The sequence below is a fragment of the uncultured Anaerofustis sp. genome, assembly GCF_938029165.1.
Classification (GTDB): Bacteria; Bacillota; Clostridia; order Eubacteriales; family Anaerofustaceae; genus Anaerofustis.
The window spans coordinates 126,306-149,300 of the sequence record NZ_CALHFB010000039.1 but is presented as its reverse complement, the minus strand read 5'-3'; the positions used below and the strand labels follow the sequence as shown (position 1 = coordinate 149,300).

Below are 22,995 nucleotides of genomic sequence, written 5' to 3'. Positions count from 1 at the left end.
GGAGGTATAGACCTTGTTTGAAGCTTTAGGAGATAAACTGCAAGCAACCTTTAAGAAACTTAGAGGAAAAGGTAAGCTTACCGAGAAAGATATAGATGCGGCTTTAAGAGAAATCAGGATGTCGCTTTTGGAAGCGGATGTAAACTACAAAGTAGTTAAGACATTTGCAAATAATTTAAAAGAAAAATGTATGGGAGAAGAGGTCTTAAAGTCTTTAACTCCCGGACAGCAAGTAATAAAGATAGTCAATAACGAACTTATAACTTTGCTCGGAGGCGAAAGCAGAGATATAACCTTTGCCGATAACGGACCTACGGTAATAATGGTTGTAGGGGTTCAGGGCAGCGGTAAAACTACAAGTATCGGTAAAATGGGTAACTTCTTTAAAAATAAGAAGAATAAAAAAGTAGTATTTGTTGCATGTGATATCCATAGAGCCGCAGCTGTCGACCAGTTAAAAGTTCTCGGTGAAGGACTCGACATAGAAGTATTTACACTTGATAAAAAAGATGCGGGTAAGATAGCTAAAAAGGGTGTTGAGTACGGAAAAAAAATCGGTGCGGATATAATCATCGTCGATACAGCCGGAAGACAGCATGTGGACAGCGAAATGATGGAAGAAGCAGTAAAAGTCAAAAAGGCTATAAATCCAAACGAAACATTATTTGTTATAGATTCATTGATGGGTCAGCAGGCGGTTGACGCAGCAAAAGCATTTGATGAAAGTCTGGAAATAACAGGATTTATCCTTTCTAAACTCGATTCCGACGCAAGAGGCGGAGCAGCCCTTAGTGTTACTTATATAACCAAGAAACCTATAAAGTTTTCTGCATTTGGTGAAAAAATGGAAGATTTTGAACCTTTCCATCCTGATAGAGTAGCTTCGAGAATACTCGGAATGGGAGATGTCTTATCTCTGATAGAAAAAGCAGAAACCATTTATGATGAAAAAGAAGCTAAAAAAATGGAAGAAAAAATGAGAAAGAATTCTTTCACTTTGGAAGATTTCTTGGATCAAATGGAAAGCATGAACAAAATGGGCGGGATAGAAGGCTTGTTATCAATGCTTCCAGGAGCGGGAAAGCTTAAAGGTATGGCAATAAGTGAAAAAGACTTGATTAAACAAAAAGCTATTATCCAGTCTATGACGATTAAAGAAAGACAAAATCCCAATATAATAAATGCAAGCAGAAGAAAGAGGATAGCAGCCGGAAGCGGAACAAAGGTAAGCGATGTAAATAAACTTCTTACAGGTTTTGAACAAAGCAAGAAGATGATGAAGCAGTTGAATTCCGGTAAGATGAAATTTCCGGGAATGAAACTTCCGTTTATGTAAAACAGTCAAAAAGAAATTTAATTTCTTTATATATAAAAACATAATAGTACAAATAAAAGGAGAAAAAACATGGCAGTAAAAATCAGATTAAAAAGAATGGGTGCAAAAAAACAACCTTACTACAGAATAGTAGTAGCAGACGAAAGAACAGCAAGAGACGGCAAGAGCATTGCTTTACTTGGACACTATAAACCTGTAGGTGAAAAAAGTGTAGAAATCGATGCTGAAAAAGCAAAAGAATGGTTAAACAAAGGTGCTAAACCTACAGATACTGTTGCTAAACTTTTCAAACAAAATGGTATCACAAAATAGTTAGGAGACCGATATGGTTGAATTAATAGAAACGATTGCAAAGGCTTTGGTAGATAATCCCGACGAAGTTGAAGTAAGACAAGTTGAAAAGGAAAATCTTACAGTCATCAAGCTCAAAGTGTCAAAAGACGATATGGGCAAAGTTATCGGTAAACAAGGCAGAATTGCAAAAGCTATAAGAAGCGTATTAAAAGCTGCTGCAACCAAAGAAGAAAAGAGAGTTGTTTTAGACATCGAAGAATAATAAAAACACCGCAGGTCGGTGTTTTTTTATTTGTTTAATAAAAATATGCTAAAATCATTATTTAAAGAATATTTAAACTAATGAATGATTTAAAATTTATAAAAACAGCAAGATCCATTAAAACTACGATTATTATTTTTGATAAAATTTTATAAGAAAGGAGGCAGAGCATGATCAATAAAATAAAGATAATTAATGAAATCATCGATTATATTGAAAATCACTTATACGAAAATTTGAGTATTGATGATATATCAAAAGTAATGAATTACTCTAAATATCATCTCCATCGTTTATTTTCAAATATCGTAGGCGTAACTATTCATGATTATATTAACAGAAGACGTTTGACAGAGTCTGCAGAATTTCTGGTGTTTACTGATAAACCGATAATAGAAATTGCATTGAACTCAGGGTATGAAAGTCAGCAGGCTTTCTCCAATGCTTTTAAAGATATGTATAAAATATCTCCAAAAAAGTTCAGAGAAAGAAAATCATTCTATCCTCTTCAGCTAAGGTTTTTCATTGGAAAAGATTTTATAAATTTAAAATATGAGATATTTACGCCGGAAGATATCGACATTGTAAGTAAAGATGATATTGAAAAATGTATGGATCTTGTAAAGCTTGTGGTAGACGGGTTTCCGGGATTTGAGCAAGCGCAGTATATGGAAAGTCTTATCGAACACATCCAAAATAAAGAAGCTTTTATTATTAAATATAATGATAATGCTATTGCAGTAATGTTTTATAGTATACAAAAAGGAAATATAGATTTTCTTGCAGTTCATCCTAAATATAATAAAAGAGAGATATTAATAACATTTATCAGCAAAATATTTAATGACTTAAGTTCAAATAGAGAAATGATAAGTATTACAACTTTTAGAGAAGGTGATAAAGCGGACAGAGGTTATAGGGAGTTATTGTTGACTTTAGGGTTTATAGAGAGTGACTTGTTGACGGAATTTGGTTATCCCACCCAAAAAATGATACTTAAGAGAAAAGGGTTTGAGGAACTTTTATGAGTAATGAAAATATGACCAATTCTCGTGAAAATATCCTTTCTCGTGATTTTAATTTATCTTCTCTTTTGAAATTTGCTTTTCCTACTATAATAATGATGATTTTTATGGGGTTATATACGATTATAGATACTATATTTGTTTCAAGGTTTGTAAATACCAATGCTCTTAGTTCAATAAATATAGTTTGTCCCATAATAAATATTGTAGTAGGGATAGGGACTATGATTGCTACAGGTTCGAGTGCAATCATTGCTTCGAAGATGGGGGAGGGGGATTATAAAGAAGCGAGAGAAAACCTTTCTCTTATTGTGATTTTTGGAATTACTATAGGAATAATTATTTCCATATTAGGGATAATCTTCATAGATAAAATAATTTGGAGCTTAGGGGCAAGTGAAATTTTATATAGTTACTGTAAAGATTATTTATTGATAATCCTAATATTTACCCCTGCCGGTATCCTTCAAGTCTTGTTCCAATCTCTAATTGTTACTGCCGGGCATCCCGGATTTGGTATGATTTTATCAATCAGTGCAGGAATGATGAATATGATACTGGATTATATATTCATTGTGATTTTTAATATGGGGATAAAAGGTTCAGCCCTTGGAACGGGTATAGGATATGTGCTCCCGTCCGTAATAGGAATTATATTTTTTCTGACTTCAAAGGGTATGTTATATTTTAAAAAACCTAAATTTGATATAAATATGATATTTAAAAGTTTGTATAACGGTTCATCGGAAATGGTAAGTCAGCTTGCAACTGCCATTACTACGTTTCTTTTTAATTTGGTAATGATGAAACTTCTCGGAGAGAATGGAGTTGCTGCCATTACTATAATTATTTATTCACAGTTTATGCTTTCCACTTTATTTATCGGATTTTCTATGGGTGTTTCTCCGATTATGAGTTTTAATTACGGGAGTAAAAATCATAATAGATTAAAAACTTTGATTAAAAACAGTATTACTTTCATTGGTTTTATATCTATATTGGTTTTCATGATATCTATGTTTTTTGGATATCGTCTGGTAAGTGTATTTTCTCCAGCTGGAAGTGAAGTATATGATATTGCAAGAAATGGATTTTTTATTTTTCCAATTAGCTTTTTATTTTGCGGGTTCAATATTTTTTCTTCCGCACTCTTTACTGCTTTATCCAATGGGAAAGTTTCTGCTATGATTTCTTTCTTAAGAACGTTTTGTTTTATAACGATAGGGTTACTTACTCTTCCCATACTATTTGGCGTAAACGGTGTTTGGCTGGCAGTTCCATTATCTGAGTTTATTACCATGTTTATATCCATATATTTTATTAAAACTATTTAAGAATTTAAATAATTTATTTATATTCATATCATACTCAATCATATTAAGTTTCATAAAGATACTTAGTATGATTTTTTAATGATTATATTCTCTTTCTATCCACGTCATTATGATTTTAACAATATACTCTTGTTCTTCTTTTGGCAGTTCTTTATTCATCTCTATTTTATGCCATTTATATAAACATTTTCTGCAGCATGTGGCAGTGGCATGCTGAGCAATGAAGACAGGATGATTTTTTGTCGGGGTTTGTTTCCCGTCATTTGGTATAATGGCAGGGGATAATCTTTTATATATAAAGTCTCTTGCATGATCATTTATTACATCTAATCCTTTTTTATCAATATAATCCATATCTTTATTTTTTAAATGAAAACTTGTCCTGAACTTTGATTTAGATAACCTTTCAAGAATATTTTCTATTTTCATTGTTTCATATTCCTTATTATCCATTTTTTTCTCCAATGATTTAATAATTAACAATATTATAATAATTATATCACTAAAAAAATAAAAGCGAAATTTTTATCGCTTTTAAAAATTTTTTTTTAGTTTATTGAAAGTCGTACAGCTGATGTTATAAGCAAAACTTGAAGCGTCGCTATCAGCGGTATTTGTATCAAGTCCCATGCCGATAAGTTTATTGTAGAAAAATGAATATTTATCTTCTATTGATTTTGCCTTCTCATATCCTTTAGAAGTCAGGTTTATTTTTCCGTCTTTATCAACTTTAATATATTCATCTTTCTTTAAGTTCTTAACTGCACGGCTTACACTTGCTTTTGAATAGTTCATGTATTTTGCGATATCTATAGCATGTACATTATTACTTTTTATTCTAAGTTTATAAATACTTTGCAAATATCTGCATGCAGAATTTCTCATGTCTTCCTCTTTAAATTAAATATGTTTTTTCTTTGATTTTTATAATTTCATCTACATCTACATAAATATAGGGTTCAAATTTAAACTTATACTTAATTTCATTTTTGATTTTATTTATATCGTCTTTCAATTCTTTATTATCAAAACTTTCTTTTAATGAAATTTGAATAATAGCAATTTTATGTTCCGGACCATAATCGTGGACTTCAAAATCTTTGAGTTTATCGAAAATAGGATATTTCATTATTATACTCTCTATTTTTTTCTCATCTTCTTCATTTGCTCCTTTACCAATCAGTAATATTATATTTTCACTGAAAGCAGGAATACCGCTGTAGAATATTATTATGCTTATAATTAGCCCTAAAATCCCGTCTACGGGAAGAGTTGTAAAAGGGGAGATTATAAATGATATTAGAGTTGCCGATGTAGCTAGTATGTCCGAAGAATAATTTTTTATATTTGCGTTTAGAGCAGATGATTCAATGCTTTTATTTTTGTTTTTTGTATATAATACCAATCCGAGTTTTATTATTATTGATATAATACTTACTATAAACAGAAGTGGGATTATATCCGGCTTTACGGGCTCGATTAAATTTGTTATGGATTTTTTCATTAATAGTATCCCTGTTGACATGATTATTATTGAAATAAAAAGTCCGCTTATATACTCCATTCTCCCGTGACCGTATGGGTGAGTCTTTTCACCTTCCACATCCGAAGCATAAAAGCCTATTACCGCGGTAATTGAACTTATGCAGTCGATTAAATTATCAATTCCTTCCGATAATATTGCTATGCTTCCGCTTAAAAATGATGTGCCAAGTTTTAATATAAATAATATCAAATTCCCGATTATGCCAATAACACCGGTTTTAATAGCCTCATTAGTTCTGGTTATGTTATTTTTCTCTGTCGTTTCTTCTTGTTCTTCTTTCAAAATGACGTTCAAAGTGTCTTCTGTTTCTTTCTGATCTTTGATCGTTTTCGTCATAATTTATATATGCCTCCATTCTTTTGATTATTCTGTCGAGGTAGTCTTCCAGATTGTTTTGTTCTTCTTCGCTCAAATCTGAAAATATTTCATTTATTTCAAATTGATTTTCTCCCGCTTCTTTTCCTTTTTCCGTTAAGTGAATTAACATAACTCTTTTATCTTCTTCTGACGGGGTCCTTTCAATAAATCCGCCTTTTTCCAGTTTTGATAATAACTCTCCGAGGGATTGTGACCTTATATCAAGTAAATATGACAATTCCTTCTGGGATATGTCAGGTTTTAATTGAAGCATTTTTAAAACTCTTCCTTGTCCTCTGTGAGGGTCTGATACTGCTGAAAATCTGTTCATGTTTTTATGGTAGTATCTGTGCATTAACCATTGTATTTTAGAAAATTGTTCATATAGATTTCTATTCATTGTATTACCTCCTAAAATCAGGTACCAATTTTTAAAAGGTACCTTTCTATATTTAGATTATATAGGTACCTTATTGATTTGTCAAGAAAAATATTAAGGTACCTTGTAATACGTTATTATTAACATATTAATTGATCATATAAAAAAATAGCACTTATTTTAAGTGCTATTTTTTTATCTTAGAAGCTCTTTTTTAATTTGTATAAAATACTACCTAAACCAGCTAAACTTATAAGCATTATGATCGAATAAATGTAATTATCATTTGTATCTCCCGTTTGAGGTGTTTTAGTAGTTTTTTCTTTATTTATGATCTCTTTCTTTTGATTTTCAATGTTTTTAGGATTTGTTTTATTTACTATATATTTAATATGCGGTTTATTAAAATATTCTTGTTTTTCTTTTCCGTCAGTAGATGTATAATCTATATAAGCCTCCTCATTTGTATATGCAATATGTTCTCCCTCTTTATCTGATTTGTTTATAAGTTTTACTTGATATTTAAGTTCCAGTTTTTCAGTTTTTTTAACTGGGGTATTTATACTTAATATAAACTTTTCCGGTTTGTTTATATATTCAATTACATAAGGGTATATACCATCTTTGTCTTTATCACCAAAACATATTTCTTGTTTGTCGTTTATAGTGCTTTTTAATTCTTTATTTCCGATATATAGTTTAAAGCTATTTGATATTAAATCAAAATCTTTACCGATCAAATCTGTGATTTTACCTTTTTCAATAGTATATAGTATATCACTTTTAACATTGTCAAACATACCTTCAACGCCGCTTGCATTATCATCATATTTTTTTGAAATACCACCTAAGCTTGATAATCCAAGCATGAAGTTTAGTCCATATGGATGATCTGATAATTGGTCTGTACTTCCATATGAAAAACAGTCATAACCATTATTTACTGCCTTTTCGTACTCTTTGGCTGCTGTATACATAGCAATATCCGTACTATAACCGTTATTTTCTCTATTATCTGCCGGAACGTATTTTTTACTATAATCTTCATCTGGGTTATAGCTGTATAAAGTTTGTCCGTCATATATATCTGTATAAGTTTTAATTGTTGTTTCATAACTTTCTTTATATTTATTCATCCATGATTTACAGTCTTTTAGCTCATCTAGATACGATTCTATATCTTTATGATTTTTCTTTAATTGACCTATATCCGGACCGCAATAAATATTTTCTTCACCCGTATTATTATTTTCATTAAAAACCGTTTTAGGTTCATCTGACCATAGATATGTAACGCCGTCACTGACAATAACAAGATGCTTATTTTTGTTTTCAACTTTATTGTCACTATCAAGCATTTTTCTGCCAGCTCTTATTCCTGCTTCTAAATTAGTGCCGCTTGAAATTTTTGTATTAATTGCCTTTTCGATTGTTTTTAAATTATCATTATTTAATTCTGTTAATTCTAAAATATTATGTGCTTGTTTGTTAAAAATAATTATTCCTACTTTTATCTTGTGATTTTGAGCATTTTTGTTTAGTTCTTGCAGCATTTTTAATGCTTCGTTTTTCACATTTGTACTCGTGGATTTGTCAAGTACAAATACGACATCACTGTAAGTTTTTACTTCATTTGCTTTCAATGATAAAGTTATAGTTGTTTTATCGTTTTTTAGTTCTTCGGCGGATTTGCTTTTATTCAAATAATTATTTTCTGCTGCAAATATACTTGTTTGTGTACTTAGCAGAAAAATAATAAATAGTAAAAAAGAAAGTAAGTTTTTTTTCATTAGAAATCTCCTTTTGTTCATTTTAGATTTAAGATTTCAATGATTTTTTAATATTGAAGATATTAAATAAAGTCTGTTAACAGTATGATGTTACAATATGCTTACTTTTTGTAACATATATGGTATTATTATATATATTTAATTTTATATAATGTTTTATGCTATTTTTACAGTATACATTACTTATTTCAATGATTTTTGTAATATTTTTAAGGCTTAAAGTGATGTCACAATATGTAAATATTATGTTACGAAAAGTAAAGTTTTTTATTATAAATTAAAGTAATTTTCTGAAAATTAGAAAATGATTAATTTAGTTCCACTTTTCTTTTACTTTTGATATAATGTATTAGAATGAGGAGGTTAATGAATAGGAATTTATAATTAAAGCGCCCGAACCGAATTCCTAAATATATATTAAAAGGTTGACGAGGAAAAGGGTTTATCGAGTTTTCGGCGGATGCCCTTTGGGATAAAAGTGTTCCTTAAAGCTTAAAAAAACCTTGGAGTAATCCTTGGGACAAAATTAAGCTTAAACTTTAAGAAATTAAAAACTTAAGGAGAAAATATAATATGTGCGGAATAGTAGGTTATATAGGAGATAAAAAAGCGAGCGATATTTTGGTTGACGGACTTGCGAAATTAGAATACAGAGGCTATGATTCAGCCGGGATTGCAGTATTCGAGGACGGAAAGATCAATATAAGAAAACATAAAGGCAGACTTGATAATTTAAAAGAAAGCCTTAAAAAGAACGATGTTGAAGGGCATGTAGGTATAGGACATACTAGATGGGCTACTCACGGAGAACCGTCTGATATAAATTCTCATCCGCATGCAAGTCATAACGGTAAAATCGTTATAGTTCATAACGGTATAATTGAAAACTATATAGATTTAAAAGAAGAATTGGTAGAAAAAGGGTATAGATTTATTTCTGATACTGATACTGAGGTTGCAGCTCATTTAATAGAAGAGCTATATGACGGGGATTTGCTTTCAACAGTGAAGGAAGCAACTAAAAAACTCTCAGGTTCTTATGCTCTTGCAGTAATGTGTAAAGATAATCCAGATGAACTTATAGCTGTCAGAAAAGACAGTCCTTTGATAATCGGTAAAGGTGAAGGTGAAAACTTCATAGCAAGCGATATCCCTGCGGTACTTAAACACACAAGAGACATTTATCTGCTTGACGATGATGAAATTGCTGTTATTACAAAGGATAGCGTTACAATATACGATGAAGAAGGCAAAAAGGTCGGCAAACAGATACTTAAAGTAAACTGGGATGCTGCGGGAGCCGAAAAAGGCGGATATGAACATTTCATGCTTAAAGAAATTCATGAACAGCCAAGAGCTATCAGAGATACTTTAAGAGGAAGATTAGATGCAGAAAAACATGAAGTAAAACTCGATGATATAACTATTACAAAAGAAGATTTGGATAAAATCAACAAGATTTATATAGTTGCATGCGGTACCGCTTATTATGCAGGTAACGTTGGTAAAAATGTAATAGAAAAATATGCAAGAATTCCTGTAGAAGTTGATATCGCAAGCGAATTCAGATATCGTAATCCTATTATTGATGAACATACACTTCTTATTTCAATATCACAGTCAGGTGAAACTGCGGATACTCTAGCCGCAATGAGACTTGCAAGTAAGCAAGGTGCAAGAGTTTTAGCCGTTACAAATGTGGTAGGAAGTACTGTTTCGAGAGAAGCAAGTGATGTTCTTTATACATGGGCAGGTCCGGAAATTGCCGTTGCTTCGACAAAAGCGTATTCTACTCAGGTTGTAAGTATGTATTTGATTGCATTGCTATTTGGTAAACTGACCGGAAATCTAAGCGACGAACATTTTGAAGAAGTAGCCAAAGGATTGATGGAAATTGATAAGAATGTTGAAAATGTACTTGCAAAAGAAGAAGAAATAAAGAAAATAGCTTACGATCACTTTAAAGTTCATGATGTATTTTTCTTAGGTAGGGGACTTGATTATTTCTTATCTTTGGAAGGTTCTCTAAAGATGAAAGAAATTTCATATGTTCATTCGGAAGCGTATCAGGCAGGTGAACTTAAACATGGTCCTATAGCCTTAGTGGAAGAAGGAACTTTGATTATCGCTATTTGTACTCAGGATGCTCTATTTGAAAAAATGCTGAGCAATATAAAAGAAGTTGTTGCTAGGGGAGCATATATAGTAGGCTTCGCTAAGGAACATAATACAAATATCGAAAAAGAAGCGAATAAGGTAATGTATATTGATAATGTAATTGATGACTTAACTGTCGTACCGACAGTAGTTTATCTGCAAACATTGGCATATTACCTTGCTGTTGCAAGAAACTGTGACGTTGATAAACCAAGAAACTTGGCAAAATCAGTTACCGTTGAATAAATAAGTTAATAATAACAATTTGTATGGGAGGCAAAACCAAGAGAATTTTTCTCTTGGTTTTACTGGTATATGAAACGTCGTGTCTCATGGTATTTCATATACCCTTTAGGGGTACCTAAGGCTGTCATACTGTTATTATCATATAAAATAACAAGCTGCAGTCTCTTTATTTTAAAGAGTTTTTTTGCGGTGGATAGGAGATGTGATGACAAACAGTAAAGTAAAATTTTTGACTAAAGCTGCGATAATAGCGGCTTTATACATTGTGAGCACAATGCTTATTTCTCCGATAGCTTTCGGAGAAAACCAAGTGAGAATTTCGGAAGCGCTTAATGTATTGGTGTATTTTACGCCTTCCGCAATCCCTGGATTATTCGTAGGGTGCATACTCGCGAACTTATCCAGTCCTTTTGGGATAATAGATATAGCTTTTGGTTCTATTGCTACTCTTTTAGCGGCTTTTACCGCAAGTAAGATAAAGAATAAGTATTTGGTTGGAATACCGAGTATTTTATTCAATGGATTATTTGTAGGCTTTATCTTGTATAAAATGGCTTCGATCCCTTTTGTTGCCGGATTTATAAGTGTATCAATAGGACAAGCGGTAAGTCTTTATGTTGTTGGGCTTCCGTTATTATTATTGATAGAAAAAAATCAAAAATTGAGGAGCTTACTTTCGGATTAATGAATACATATATGCTTTTAGCAGTCAAAGAAGCTTTAAAAAGCGGGGAGGATGTCCCCGTTGGGGCTGTTATAGTTAAGGATGATAAAATCATATCAAAGGCTCATAACAGGGTTATAGAAGATAATGACCCCACAGCTCATGCCGAAATATTAGCAATAAGAGAAGCCTCGGGAATTCTTGGCAGTCATAATTTAAGCGGATGCAGTATATATGTAACTCTTGAGCCGTGTCCTATGTGTACAGGAGCCATTATAAACGCTAAAATAGATAAAGTAGTATTTGGTGCGATGGATATGGATTACGGTGCTTGTGGGAGCAGATATAATCTATTAGAGGATAATAAAGCTAAAGGCATTGATGTTTACGGAGGCATTGAAGAAGAAAGATGTTCTGTGATTTTAAAAGATTTTTTTAAGCAAATAAGAAATAAATAAAAGCAAGGGGTACCCACCTTGCTTTTTTAGTTGAATAAATATATTAAAGTTACTATTCCAAGCAGCATTTTATTATTGATCTTATTAAAAACAAGCGTTAACTTAGAATATGTCTGCGGCTTTGCACTGATTAAAATCAAGAAATATTCAATAAAAGTCTCTTTGTCTATATTCACCAAATCTTCATTTCTTTTTATCAGCCTTGATAATACTTCTTTATCCTGAACCTTTTTTATTTGTATAGCTGTTTCTCTCTTAACTATATCTTCTATTAAGTTTTTAAATTCGGTAAAAGTATACTTTTTATTTTTTTCTATTCCGAGTATATTCCCGAGGTTTTCTATCAAAGATAATTCCAGATTTTTTTCTTTTCTGAATTCCGAGTATTTTATTAAATCATCTAATTTTTCTAATATTATTTTTTTATTTAAATGATTAGTTTCAAGCAATATTTTAAGAAGATAATTTTTACTCTCGCTCAACTTTTCTCCGAGATGTGAAGTAAATTTATTAAATTCTATATCATTTACATAATCAATATAATATATTTTCCCGCTTACTTTATTTATTGCTTTTAATGTATCCAAGTATCCTGTGTTTATATGCTTTTTCATCTTAGCACTATTATAACTGTTCTCTATTTCCAGAAAGTCACTGCTTTTTATTACATTTACATTTCTGAAACTTAAAGGTTCTATAGTTTCTTCGCTTGAGAGAATTTTTTGATATCCGTTATCTACCAAAATATTTATTAAATCAGTATTTGAATTGGTAAATAAATTGTTTTTTTTAATAAACCTTGAAATTTCAGGAAAACAAATCAAAAGCAACAGGTATGAATGGAACTGCCCCAAAGGTATTTCATTTATATTTATTACTTCATAATCAAGTGTACTTAGATTAATGCTGTTTAAAAATAAATTTGTATTTGATTTTCGTACTTTATCTTCTTTTATATATTTTTTAAGAGAAAATTTTAAGTCATTGAGTTTTTCGTCTGTAGCTAAAAACTTTGTAAATTCTTTTATGAACTGTCTGTCATTTAATGTTGACCAGTTGGCTTCATATATATTTGCAATCAATTCTGTTACTTTGAACAAATCGGTATTTATAGCCATTGTCCAGAATTTAACCATATTATCAATATCCTGCATAGCTAAAAATGACGCATTAATAACGCCGAACCCTCCAGCACAGATAGCCTCAAAAGTTATATCGTTTTCTATAAAAGCAGAAAAGGAACCTATTTCAAAGAATTTCTTACTGCCGTCTGAATTTAGTATAATAGCATCATATTTTTGCATTATATCACTCCCGGTTCATTAACTTAATTATTATATCACAAAGGGCAATAAAAAAATACCTTCATAAAGGTATCTTTTTTTCTTCATAAATTATAAATTTAATATTAGTTTAAAGAATCTTTTAAAGCTTTGCCTGCTTTGAAAACTGGTGCTTTGCTGGCTGGGATAGTGATTTGTTCTTTAGTTTGAGGGTTGATACCTTTTCTTTCTGCTCTTTCTCTAACTTCGAAAGTACCAAATCCTACTAGAGATACTTTGTCTTCTTTTTTAAGTGTTTCTGTAATAGTTTCAATAAATGCTCCTAGACAGTTATCACATTCTTTCTTTGTAAGACCAGTTTTTTCGCTTAAAGCGCTTACTAATTCTGATTTATTCATTATAATTCCTCCAAATTTATATTTGTTGACTTAACAACTTTCCAACTCTAGATTATATTTTACCAAAAAATATATTTATTTCAATAGTAATTTAGCCTTTTCCCAATATTTTTCCAAAATTTCAGCTTTTAAACCCGTAATATCGTTATTATCGCCTTCAATCAGCTTTTCCATCATCGAAAACCTTAAAATAAACTTATTTGTTGATGCTTTTAATGCTTCTTCGCTGTTTATGTCCAGCAGTCGTAATGTATTTACAACACTGAATAATAAGTCTCCTGCTTCCATAAATAAGTTATCTTCATCATTATTTATTTCATTTTCAAATTCATTGATTTCTTCATGAATTTTATCTAGTGCTTGGTTGTAATCTTCAAAATCGAAGTTTGTATTTTTTGCTCTTGACTGAATTTTATTTGCATATAATAAAGCGGGGAATACTTTTGGAACACTTTCCATAGTCTGTGAAAAGTTAGTATAAGATTTTTCTTCTTTTTTTACTTCATTCCATACTTTACTTGTGTCTTCGCCTTCCAAGATTGTATTATCGAATACATAAGGATGTCTTCTTATTATTTTTGAACTTATACTGTCTATAACATCTCTTTCATCGAATGAACTGTTTTCTATCTCTATCTGACAGTGAAGCGCTATTTGGAGAAGTAAATCTCCCAGTTCTTCTTTTAAGTCTTCTATATTATTTCTGTCAATGGCATCTATTACTTCATACGTTTCTTCCAAGAGATGTTTTTTAAGGCTTTCATGTGTTTGTTTTCTGTCCCACGGACAGCCTTTGTCGCTTCTTAGATAAGCTATTAAATCCATAAATGAATTCAGGCTTCCCTTGATTAAAAGAAAATCTTGCTTTTTGATTATTAAAGTTATTGGGAATAAGGCTTCATCCCCGTCATTTAAGTCCTTTAACCTTATTTTGTCGAGTTTTTCTTTTCTTATTACATAAATTTCAATTTTTTTACTAAAATATTTGATTAAATGCTCTTTTACTCTATTTAAATCTTTTTTATCATTTATATTTATAAATATATTTATGCTTCCATAGTCAGGTATGTCTAAAGAGGGGTTATTTGCATTTATTACTTTATAGCTGTCCAAGTCATTATATAATATATTTGTTATGTTATCGTCTATATTTATTTCAATATTTTTATTCTCAATAAGACTATCCAGTAAATCATTCTTATTAAGAGTATCAAATATCAAACAAATATTTTCTTTATTTGAAAATTTATTTATCAGCTCTTCATAATTATTTATATCGATATATTCTATACTTTTTTTAAAAGGGAATATAATCTTTTTATTATTTTTTTCTACATATATGATTTCTGCATTTTCTATTTTATTTAAGGTTTTTAAACTTAAATCTCCTACATTATTGATATTTACTATAAATATTTTTTTCATTATTGTACCTCTTTAAGTTATATAATTACATTTTATCAGAGAATATATTAAGGAAACAATAGTTTATGCTTTTATTTATCCTCGATTTATGACTTTATTTATTTTTTTATTATACTTTCATCTCCTAAATAATGATGGTTTGTTGTATTATTATTTTCATCAAACTCAAATACCAATGATATTCCCGACGGAATATTTATATCTACATTATAAAATTTCTTATCTAATTTCCGTGAGCGGCTATGAGGACTCTTGTATCCTCTATTATATCTTTCTTTATACTTATTCGTAATATGGAATTACTCCTAATATAGAGTAGCTTACAGACTTTTATTTATGTTTTGAAAGTTAATTTTGGTTATTTCTCTATACCATTATGATATATAGGATTTTTTTCATCATTTTCATTTACTTTTGGCGGAAGAATATCAAATGTACGTATATGTATATCAGCTGGTTATATATGTAATATTTTGCTTGCTGGGTATTGTTATGGCTCATCAAATATTTTATCATTTTTTATTACTTAAATTTTTGATTTTTTTATAACATGAAATTTATACTATATTAAATAATATAACATTATAATCATGAACTATTCTTCTTAGGCAGTGAATATAATTAATATTAAAATCATATTCTTATTCTCATAATATATTTTTTATTTATTACATCATTTTTTCGTTATTTATAAAATATACAATTTTTTACTCGGTAAATAAGTTTTATTCAATCACTGCGATTTTTCCGTTTTAATTAGTAGATATTTTAATTTATTTTCTTATTTAATATGTGGTTGATATTATCCAAGTGCAACATCTAAAATCATCATTATAAGAAATCCTACGGCAAATCCGATCGTAGCTATATTTGAATGTTCGCCTTCGCTTGCTTCAGGGATCAATTCCTCTACTACGACATATATCATTGCTCCTGCGGCAAAGGATAATAAGTAGGGCAGGAAGGGGATTATAACAGATGATAATAATATCGTTAAAAAAGCAGCTATCGGTTCCACTATTCCAGATAAAGTTCCATATATGAAAGATTTTGTTTTGCTTATGCCTTCATTCTTTAAAGGCATAGATATTATAGCCCCTTCCGGAAAATTTTGAATTGCTATACCTATTGAAAGAGAGAGCGCTCCGAGAAAAGTTATATCTGTGTTTCCCGTCATAAACCCCGCAAATACCACGCCTACTGCCATTCCTTCGGGGATATTATGAAGTGTAACGGCTAAAATCAGCATAGTTGTTTTTTTAAGTTTACTGCTTACTCCTTCGACTTCATTGTCAAGATGCATATGCGGGATTATTTTGTCTAAACTAAGTAGAAATATTATCCCGAGTGCAAAACCCACAGCTGCGGGGATAAAAGCCAGTTTATTCATATCAGCCGACATATCCATTGAAGGTATCAAAAGCGACCATACCGAAGCTGCTATCATAACTCCTGCCGCAAATCCCAAGAGAGCTTTTTGTACAGAAGCTTTTATATCTCCTCTCATAAGATAAACCATTGCCGCACCAAGTGTTGTTCCCAGAAATGGTATCATTATTCCAATAAATGTATTCATAATCTCCTCCTTTTAAGTTAGTTTTAACTAACCTGTATGTAAAATTTAAAGGCTTCAAGCCCTTGTTTTCTTAATAAGAATATTACTCTTTCGTTCGAAATATGTCAATATGAATGTAGCGTATATAATATTATATATGAGTAATATTTTAAATTGTTAAAAATATTTAATTGTGATATAATTTTATAATAATAAAGGAGGACGATATTATGGATTTTAGATTTGGACATACTTCTCTTAGGGTATATGATCTTGAAAAAAGTTTGGATTTTTATGTTGGAGCTCTCGGAATGAAAGAAACGAGGAGAAAAGATTATCCGGGAGACTTTTGTTTGGTGTTCTTGAAAGATGCGGCTGATACCTGTGAAGTGGAGCTTACTTATAATTATGACCCCGAAAAGCCATATGAAGTTGGGAATGGGTTTGCACATCTTGGATTTTATGTAAAAGATTTGGAAGCTGCACATAAAGAACTTAAGGAAAAAGGGTATAAGGTTACTGATTTTTCAGGTCTTGGGGGAAATAAGTCAAGTTTTTTCTTTGTGACCGATCCCGATGGATATGATATTGAAATCATAAGAGAGAAATAGAGTAAAAAATAATAGGATATTTATTTTTAAATTTTTAAATTAAATATATAAATAAAAGAGCAGATTATCTGCTCTTTTTATAATTTTGTTTCATCATTACTATTTATTACATTTACAAAAAATCTTCTGTGCCTCGGTCCGTCAAACTCCGTAAAATATATTCCCTGCCATGTCCCGAGAACCAACTGTCCGTCTTTTATTATTATATTTTCACTCGTTCCTATTATGCTTGATTTTATATGAGCAGTGCTGTTTCCCTCATAATGTCTGAATTCCCTCATATCAGGGAAAAACTTATCGAGTGCAAATATCATATCCCTTACGACATCGGGGTCTGCTGCTTCGTTTATGGTTATTCCCGCAGTTGTGTGAGGACAGTAGATCGTACATATACCATTTTTAACTTTACTTTTTTCTACAGCTTCTCTCACTTTGGAAGTAATATTGTGGAAATTTTCACTGTCGGTCCTAAGGTCAAATTCAAATAACATAATAAACTCCTTTTTTATATTGTTAATCCCTATTATAAAGTATTTTATAATTTTAGTCTATAGTAAAAAAGACCTCAAAGAGGTCTTTATATTAATAATCAAAGAAATTGAACGTATCGTGATTGTAATTATCGTTAAAGTTAAATGTAGAATCGTTATGAAATATATTGCGGTAAGAAGAAACTGTAAAATAACATGTTCCCGCTATAAGCAGAGCTAAAAATATACTTATAAATATAGTTCTTACTTTTTTGCTGGATGTGAGCAGATATACACCTATAACAACAAGGAATAAAGGCCATATAAATTCTAAAGATCTAAAAAAACCATTAAATGAAATAATGTGTATATTAAGTAAATCTAGTATATATCCGGCACCGATTAATATAAATAATACTCCTAAGATGATTTTTAAATTTTTATTCATTATCATCACCTTCTTCTTTCATTTTGATTAATTCTTCTTTGGTAAATTCTCCTTGTAAGTCCTCATTGTCTTCATTTTTTTTGTCTTCCGAGTTTTCTTCACTCGTACCCATAAATATGATTTCATCGGAAGTTTCTATAAGTTTTACTTCTTCATCTTTGTTTTCTTCTGATTTGATTCCTTCATTTTGATTTGTGTCTTCTTTTGAGTCAGAAGTTTCTTGAGTATAATTTTCTTTTTGTTTTGTATTGAAATCATCAGCTTTTTTCTTTTTTGCAGGTGCAGCTGAGGTTATAAGTAAAATACCTGCTATTAAAAATCCTATAGGAACTATAAATCTTGATATAAATTCCGGAAGAATCTTACTTAAGAATAGAACGACACCGATTATAACAAGAAAAATACCCAGATTATATTGTCTCTTGTTTTCTTTTACCGGGTTTTCATAATTGTTATCTTTTTTTGTTTGGTAATTTTGATTGTAAGATGAATTCGCGGATTGTTTTTCATTTGTGTTATATGGAGTTATAGGTTCATAAGGGATTAAAAAACATAGTAAAATGTAAATAAGAATTAATACTCCGCTTGTTGCAAATGATAAAAGGATCGTTGCGAGTCTGATAATAGTTGAGTCGATTTCAAAATATTCACCGATCCCCCCGCATACACCTCCGATATATTTGTCTTCTCTGCTTTTGTAAAGCTTTTTTTCGTTCATAACGTCCTCCAATTATTATTTTGTCTTATTATATGTTATATAGTATAGGTATAAGATAAGATATGAATTAATTAAACATTAAAAACAAATTAAAAAGAATTTTATCAAAAAATACTTTATTTGATTTTAATATGAAAACAGAGTATAATTTAAGTAATTTGATAGTCAAAGTAGCTAGGAGCGAACATGAATAAAGAGGAACGTATATTAAATGAATTTTTGGTAGAAAGTTTCAATGAAATTTTAAAAGTAGAAGAGGGAGCTTTAAAAAAAGGAAAATTTAAAAATCTTTCAATCAGAGAAATGCATGTTATCGAAGCTGTTGTAAAAAACGAAAAAAAAGGAAACAATACTTCTTCAAATATTGCAAAAACTTTGGATATAACTCCCGGAACCCTTACTATAAGCGTAAATAGTTTAGAGAAAAAAGGATATTTATTAAGAGAGAGGGATATACATGATAAGAGAGTAATAAATATTTATACTACTAAAGCAGGTAAACAAGTTGAAGAAAACCATGCAAAATTTCATGAAAATATGGTCAAAGAGATGCTTGATTTTTTTCCTGAGGAAAAGAGAAAAATATTAATGGAAGCTGTTGTTGAATTGGAAAAATTCTTTAAAAGCAGAAAGAAGGTAGATTAAATGGTAAAGATTGTTGTTGACAGTACATGTGATTTAAGTAAGGAGCAAATCGAAAGGCTGAATATAACGGTGGTGCCTTTGAGTGTAAGGTTTGACGATGATGAATATTTGGATAGTGTTACGATAAATAATGAAGAATTTTATGAAAAACTCATATTGGCAGGGGATGATATGCCTACAACTTCTCAGCCGAGTCCAAAGAGTTTTGAAAAAGTATTTAAGGAATATGTGGATAAGGGTGACGATGTCGTTGCTATCCTTGTATCATCCAAATTAAGCGGAACACTACAGTCTGCATTCAATGCAAAAATGGAAGTCAGCGAAGATAAAATTTATTTAGTCGATTCAAGGATTGCCAGTTTTGGGACTTATTTATTAATTAGTGAAGCATGTAAGTTGAGAGATGAGGGGAAAAGTGCTTCTGAAATCGTTATTAAAATAGAGCATATGATAAAAAATTTAAAGCTTTATGTTTGCTTAAATACACTTAAGTATTTGGTTTATGGAGGAAGGATTTCCAAGGCAACCGGAGTTGTAGGTACTATGCTTAATATCAACCCTATTTTAGAGGCTGTCGACGGAGAACTCGTTCAGTCAGGAAAAGTAAGAGGTAAAAAACTTTCTTATAAATTCATGTTAGAGAAAGTAAAAGACGATATAGATACTTCATATCCGGTTTCTTTCGGTCATGCTCATGCTCATAAGGCAATAAAAGATTTTGAAAGTTTTATGCTGGAGCATGTTGATATAAAAGATAAAGTAACTGTTTCAATAGGACCTACTGTGGGTACTTACTCAGGTCCAGGAGCTATAGGCATAGCATATATTAAAAAAGAAGAAGAATAAATAATTATAGTTTTCTTTGACTTAAATTCAGCACCTTAGGGTGCTTTTTTATTTTGAACACAATTAATTGTTTTTTCATACTATAAATAGAAGTAATATTCCTGTGTAGGAGGAAAAATAATGAATGTGATTACATATTACAAATCAAAAGACGGTGAGAATGAAGTTCCCGGTGCTACTCATTTTAAAATCAAGGAATTTGCCTGCCATGACGGAACCGATAAGATATTTATTGATATAGATCTTATTAAAAAGTTAGAAAAAATAAGAGTACATTTTAAAAAAGCCGTCCATATAAATTCAGGTTACAGGACTGTAGATTATAACAGAAAAATAGGAGGAGCAAGTGGAAGCTATCATACAAAGGGAAGAGCTTTTGATATATATATCAGTGGAGTTGATGTAAAAACTATAGCAAAATATGCAGAAGCTATAGGATTAAAAGGAATAGGCTGTTATCCGAACGCGAATTTTGTTCATATAGATTCCAGACCTTCAAAGTTTTTCTATTATTATACTAATTATTATCGCTCTGTAAGAACTTTTGGAGGTAACCCTTCTTATTATCCTGTTATTTCAAGGGGAAGCAGGGGAGCGTATGTTAAAAAAGCTCAAAATAGATTGGTAAAAAAGGGATATAAAATATCGGCGGATGGTATTTTTGGTTCATCGACACAAAATGCGGTAAAGAAATTTCAAAATAAATCGGGACTTACGGCTGACGGTATTGTAGGTAAGAATACTTGGAAGTTATTATATAAATAAAAAGGACTTAGATTAGTTCTTTTTTAGTGTTTGAAGTACGGGGCACTACGCCTGCTGCGCAGATTCCGCGCCCCTGATTGAAAGCGAACAGAATATTTATTTAAAATCTGTCAAAAAAAGTTTAAATATAGTAACACATGTAAATATTACAACTGTATTATTATATGTAATAAAATATAGAAATAATATATCAAAATTAGTAAAAATTATTTATATTTTAAATATATCATTATTGTTACAAATTGTAAGAATAAAGTAACAAAATAAAATATTTTAATAACGAGGAACCTTTATGAAATTTGATAATATGACTGATTCAGCAATAAAGATAATAATGTATTTATTAATTGAACAAGAAAACAAAACCTTTGAAGAGATACATAGAGTTATCCCAACAAGAAAGAGCTTTCTATTAAGTGTTATTAATATACTTGTTGAAGCAAAGGTACTGGGAAAAAATAATTTAATGTATTATATTTTAAAAGATGCAGAGGAAATCAGTATATATGATTTAGTCATACTGTTTGAAGGAAGTATTAATATTTTAGATGATATTAATCATCCAAGAGAAACTAAACAATTTATTTATAAGTGCTATATTGATAGGTTTTATAATGAAATAGAAAAGTTTTTAAAAGTTAATATGCAAAATACAACTATTAAAGATATGATATCAAATAAGTAATAAAAAAGAACCTAAATAGGTTTTTTTTATAATTTCTTTAATGCGGATTTTCTTCTTGCACTTATTACAGAATAGTATTTATGCATATTATTTGCTACTTTTGTATCCCATGTAGAGCTTGAAGCATATCTTTTATTTACATCACTTATTGTTTTCCCGCTGTAAAGTCCCGAACCCGGTTTAAGATATCCGTTTCCTATACCGTCTGCTACGTCATATATATTTGCTTCTTTTGAAGGATATCCCTTAGAACCATAACCAAACATGTTATTTGGTTTAAAGCATATAGTTCCGTTTGCACTTTCCAGCGATGCTATTGCTACTAAGAATAAAGCGTTGACTTTATATTTTTTTTCTGCATTTACAAATGCTTGTTCAAGACCTACGAGTCCCTGACTTGTTATGAGTTTTAAATCAGCTGCGGTTACCCCGCTCGGTTTACTCATATCAAGCTTATGGATTTCGGATAATGAATAGCTTGGTATATTTTTTTGTTTTTTTACTTTTTTAGCAGTATGCTTTCTAAGCGCATTTGCAACATTGACTTCTTTTGCTGTTTTTGCAATGTTAGCAATTTTTAAAGCTTCTTTCTCTTCTGCTTTGGCTTTTATTATATAATATCCTCCGGTTGAAGATATTATAGCGATAATAAGCACCGAACAAATTGCAATGATTATATTCCTTTTTTTTGTTTTTTTCTTTAGCTTAGGGATATCTTCTTTTAATTCATTTTCTAATTCATTTAACTCTTTTTTTATTTCATCAACGTCTGAAATAATTTCTTCATCTTTTTCAATTTCATTACTGTTTTCTGATATTTCTTTTAATTTTATGTCATCTATGGTTTCATTTACCAAATGCTCCAATTTATCTATTTCTGTCAATGTCTTTTCCAGAGGATCAGCTTCTTTTTTATCTTTAATATTATTATTATTTGCTTCTTCAAGTTCCTGGAGTAATGATTCTAAAGGATTTTCTTCCGTCGTTTCAATTATATTGATTTCATCTTTTTCCAAGTTATTTTTAAGATTTTCATTATCTTCAGTTGTGTTTTCTATATTGATTAAATTGATATTGTCATTTATATCTTCATTTAAATTGACAGTTTTATGTTCATTGAAAATTTCACTTTCCAAAGAATTAACTTTTTTCTTCTTTACTTTTAATGTTTTTTTTACTTTTATCTTCTTTTTAGTAGTATTCATGATTACCTACCTTACAATCTTTTTTTATTTTATTGTCGTATTTGATGTCAAGTAATTTATTTAATTGTACTTATTTTTGTGTAAAATGTCAAA

General features: G+C 30.2%; 26 protein-coding genes. 13 read left to right on the top strand and 13 right to left on the bottom strand.

What is annotated here, in order from left to right:
- The first annotated feature begins 13 nt into the window (after window positions 1-13).
- The 5 genes from ffh to Q0516_RS05420 all read left to right on the top strand — a co-directional run bounded on the left by ffh (window position 14) and on the right by Q0516_RS05420 (window position 4,251).
- The gene (gene ffh / locus Q0516_RS05440) at window positions 14-1,336 is read left to right on the top strand and encodes a signal recognition particle protein (protein ID WP_257480928.1); all 1,323 of its coding nucleotides are present in this window, start codon (window positions 14-16) and stop codon (window positions 1,334-1,336) included.
- A gap of 69 nt (window positions 1,337-1,405) precedes the next feature.
- Window positions 1,406-1,648, top strand: coding sequence for a 30S ribosomal protein S16 (gene rpsP, locus Q0516_RS05435; RefSeq protein WP_007051038.1), 243 nt, complete (start codon window positions 1,406-1,408; stop codon window positions 1,646-1,648).
- Between the two features lie 13 nt (window positions 1,649-1,661).
- Complete coding sequence (locus tag Q0516_RS05430; RefSeq protein ID WP_007051039.1) at window positions 1,662-1,892, top strand: KH domain-containing protein; 231 nt, start codon at window positions 1,662-1,664, stop codon at window positions 1,890-1,892.
- Between the two features lie 170 nt (window positions 1,893-2,062).
- The gene (locus Q0516_RS05425) at window positions 2,063-2,920 is read left to right on the top strand and encodes an AraC family transcriptional regulator (protein WP_294463984.1); all 858 of its coding nucleotides are present in this window, start codon (window positions 2,063-2,065) and stop codon (window positions 2,918-2,920) included.
- Entirely contained in the window at window positions 2,917-4,251 is a 1,335-nt protein-coding gene (locus Q0516_RS05420) for an MATE family efflux transporter (protein ID WP_294463980.1), read from the top strand. The genes Q0516_RS05425 and Q0516_RS05420 overlap by 4 nt, the downstream gene beginning before the upstream one ends.
- A 75-nt stretch (window positions 4,252-4,326) precedes the next feature.
- Here Q0516_RS05420 and Q0516_RS05415 read toward each other — a convergent pair whose 3' ends face one another.
- From Q0516_RS05415 to Q0516_RS05395, 5 genes are all read right to left on the bottom strand, one after another.
- A complete protein-coding gene (locus tag Q0516_RS05415) occupies window positions 4,327-4,704 on the bottom strand; it encodes a DUF4186 domain-containing protein (protein WP_294463977.1) in 378 nt (125 codons plus the stop codon).
- Between the two features lie 81 nt (window positions 4,705-4,785).
- Entirely contained in the window at window positions 4,786-5,136 is a 351-nt protein-coding gene (locus Q0516_RS05410; RefSeq protein ID WP_294463974.1) for a metal-dependent transcriptional regulator, read from the bottom strand.
- Between the two features lie 10 nt (window positions 5,137-5,146).
- Window positions 5,147-6,133, bottom strand: a complete 987-nt coding sequence (locus Q0516_RS05405) for a cation diffusion facilitator family transporter (RefSeq protein WP_294463971.1) — start codon at window positions 6,131-6,133, stop codon at window positions 5,147-5,149.
- A complete protein-coding gene (locus Q0516_RS05400) occupies window positions 6,042-6,554 on the bottom strand; it encodes a MarR family transcriptional regulator (protein ID WP_294463965.1) in 513 nt (170 codons plus the stop codon). Before Q0516_RS05400 ends, Q0516_RS05405 begins: the two co-directional genes overlap by 92 nt.
- A gap of 179 nt (window positions 6,555-6,733) precedes the next feature.
- The gene (locus Q0516_RS05395) at window positions 6,734-8,323 is read right to left on the bottom strand and encodes a VWA domain-containing protein (RefSeq protein ID WP_294463961.1); all 1,590 of its coding nucleotides are present in this window, start codon (window positions 8,321-8,323) and stop codon (window positions 6,734-6,736) included.
- A gap of 573 nt (window positions 8,324-8,896) precedes the next feature.
- Between Q0516_RS05395 and glmS the strand changes: the two genes are divergently transcribed.
- The 3 genes from glmS (at window position 8,897) to Q0516_RS05380 (ending at window position 11,848) form a co-directional block, all read left to right on the top strand.
- Complete coding sequence (gene glmS / locus Q0516_RS05390; protein ID WP_294463959.1) at window positions 8,897-10,726, top strand: glutamine--fructose-6-phosphate transaminase (isomerizing); 1,830 nt, start codon at window positions 8,897-8,899, stop codon at window positions 10,724-10,726.
- 205 nt (window positions 10,727-10,931) lie between these two features.
- Complete coding sequence (locus Q0516_RS05385; RefSeq protein WP_257480937.1) at window positions 10,932-11,411, top strand: QueT transporter family protein; 480 nt, start codon at window positions 10,932-10,934, stop codon at window positions 11,409-11,411.
- Window positions 11,411-11,848, top strand: coding sequence for a nucleoside deaminase (locus Q0516_RS05380; RefSeq protein ID WP_294463957.1), 438 nt, complete (start codon window positions 11,411-11,413; stop codon window positions 11,846-11,848). Before Q0516_RS05385 ends, Q0516_RS05380 begins: the two co-directional genes overlap by 1 nt.
- Before the next feature lie 26 nt (window positions 11,849-11,874).
- On the opposite strand, the gene Q0516_RS05375 is transcribed toward Q0516_RS05380, so the two are convergent.
- The 4 genes from Q0516_RS05375 to Q0516_RS05360 form a co-directional block, all read right to left on the bottom strand.
- Window positions 11,875-13,152 carry a hypothetical protein gene (locus Q0516_RS05375; protein ID WP_294463955.1) on the bottom strand — a complete coding sequence of 426 codons (1,278 nt, stop codon included), beginning with the start codon at window positions 13,150-13,152 and terminating at the stop codon, window positions 11,875-11,877.
- Between the two features lie 104 nt (window positions 13,153-13,256).
- Window positions 13,257-13,529 carry an HU family DNA-binding protein gene (locus tag Q0516_RS05370; protein ID WP_257480940.1) on the bottom strand — a complete coding sequence of 91 codons (273 nt, stop codon included), beginning with the start codon at window positions 13,527-13,529 and terminating at the stop codon, window positions 13,257-13,259.
- A 75-nt stretch (window positions 13,530-13,604) separates the two neighbouring features.
- A complete protein-coding gene (gene mazG / locus Q0516_RS05365; RefSeq protein WP_294463951.1) occupies window positions 13,605-14,954 on the bottom strand; it encodes a nucleoside triphosphate pyrophosphohydrolase in 1,350 nt (449 codons plus the stop codon).
- Window positions 14,955-15,756: 802 nt separating this feature from the next.
- Window positions 15,757-16,530, bottom strand: a complete 774-nt coding sequence (locus tag Q0516_RS05360) for a ZIP family metal transporter (RefSeq protein WP_294463948.1) — start codon at window positions 16,528-16,530, stop codon at window positions 15,757-15,759.
- A gap of 209 nt (window positions 16,531-16,739) precedes the next feature.
- Between Q0516_RS05360 and Q0516_RS05355 the strand changes: the two genes are divergently transcribed.
- Window positions 16,740-17,120: a VOC family protein gene (locus tag Q0516_RS05355; RefSeq protein WP_257480943.1), complete on the top strand. Its 381-nt coding sequence runs from the start codon at window positions 16,740-16,742 to the stop codon at window positions 17,118-17,120.
- Between the two features lie 77 nt (window positions 17,121-17,197).
- On the opposite strand, the gene Q0516_RS05350 is transcribed toward Q0516_RS05355, so the two are convergent.
- The 3 genes from Q0516_RS05350 to Q0516_RS05340 form a co-directional block, all read right to left on the bottom strand.
- Window positions 17,198-17,611: a secondary thiamine-phosphate synthase enzyme YjbQ gene (locus tag Q0516_RS05350; RefSeq protein ID WP_294463942.1), complete on the bottom strand. Its 414-nt coding sequence runs from the start codon at window positions 17,609-17,611 to the stop codon at window positions 17,198-17,200.
- A gap of 91 nt (window positions 17,612-17,702) precedes the next feature.
- Window positions 17,703-18,038 (bottom strand): hypothetical protein, encoded by a 336-nt coding sequence (locus tag Q0516_RS05345; protein WP_294463940.1) that lies wholly within the window; start codon window positions 18,036-18,038, stop codon window positions 17,703-17,705.
- A complete protein-coding gene (locus Q0516_RS05340; protein ID WP_294463937.1) occupies window positions 18,031-18,756 on the bottom strand; it encodes a PspC domain-containing protein in 726 nt (241 codons plus the stop codon). Before Q0516_RS05340 ends, Q0516_RS05345 begins: the two co-directional genes overlap by 8 nt.
- Window positions 18,757-18,942: 186 nt before the next feature.
- Here Q0516_RS05340 and Q0516_RS05335 point away from each other — a divergent pair, with 186 nt between their 5' ends.
- From Q0516_RS05335 to Q0516_RS05320, 4 genes are all read left to right on the top strand, one after another.
- Window positions 18,943-19,401, top strand: coding sequence for a MarR family winged helix-turn-helix transcriptional regulator (locus tag Q0516_RS05335; RefSeq protein ID WP_257480947.1), 459 nt, complete (start codon window positions 18,943-18,945; stop codon window positions 19,399-19,401).
- Window positions 19,402-20,247, top strand: a complete 846-nt coding sequence (locus tag Q0516_RS05330) for a DegV family protein (RefSeq protein WP_294463934.1) — start codon at window positions 19,402-19,404, stop codon at window positions 20,245-20,247.
- A gap of 120 nt (window positions 20,248-20,367) precedes the next feature.
- Window positions 20,368-21,012, top strand: a complete 645-nt coding sequence (locus tag Q0516_RS05325) for a D-Ala-D-Ala carboxypeptidase family metallohydrolase (RefSeq protein WP_294463932.1) — start codon at window positions 20,368-20,370, stop codon at window positions 21,010-21,012.
- A 292-nt stretch (window positions 21,013-21,304) separates the two neighbouring features.
- The gene (locus tag Q0516_RS05320; RefSeq protein WP_294463930.1) at window positions 21,305-21,697 is read left to right on the top strand and encodes an Rrf2 family transcriptional regulator; all 393 of its coding nucleotides are present in this window, start codon (window positions 21,305-21,307) and stop codon (window positions 21,695-21,697) included.
- Window positions 21,698-21,723: 26 nt separating this feature from the next.
- Here the strand turns inward: Q0516_RS05320 and Q0516_RS05315 are convergent, their stop codons facing one another.
- Complete coding sequence (locus tag Q0516_RS05315) at window positions 21,724-22,902, bottom strand: glucosaminidase domain-containing protein (RefSeq protein WP_294463927.1); 1,179 nt, start codon at window positions 22,900-22,902, stop codon at window positions 21,724-21,726.
- Window positions 22,903-22,995: the final 93 nt, after the last annotated feature.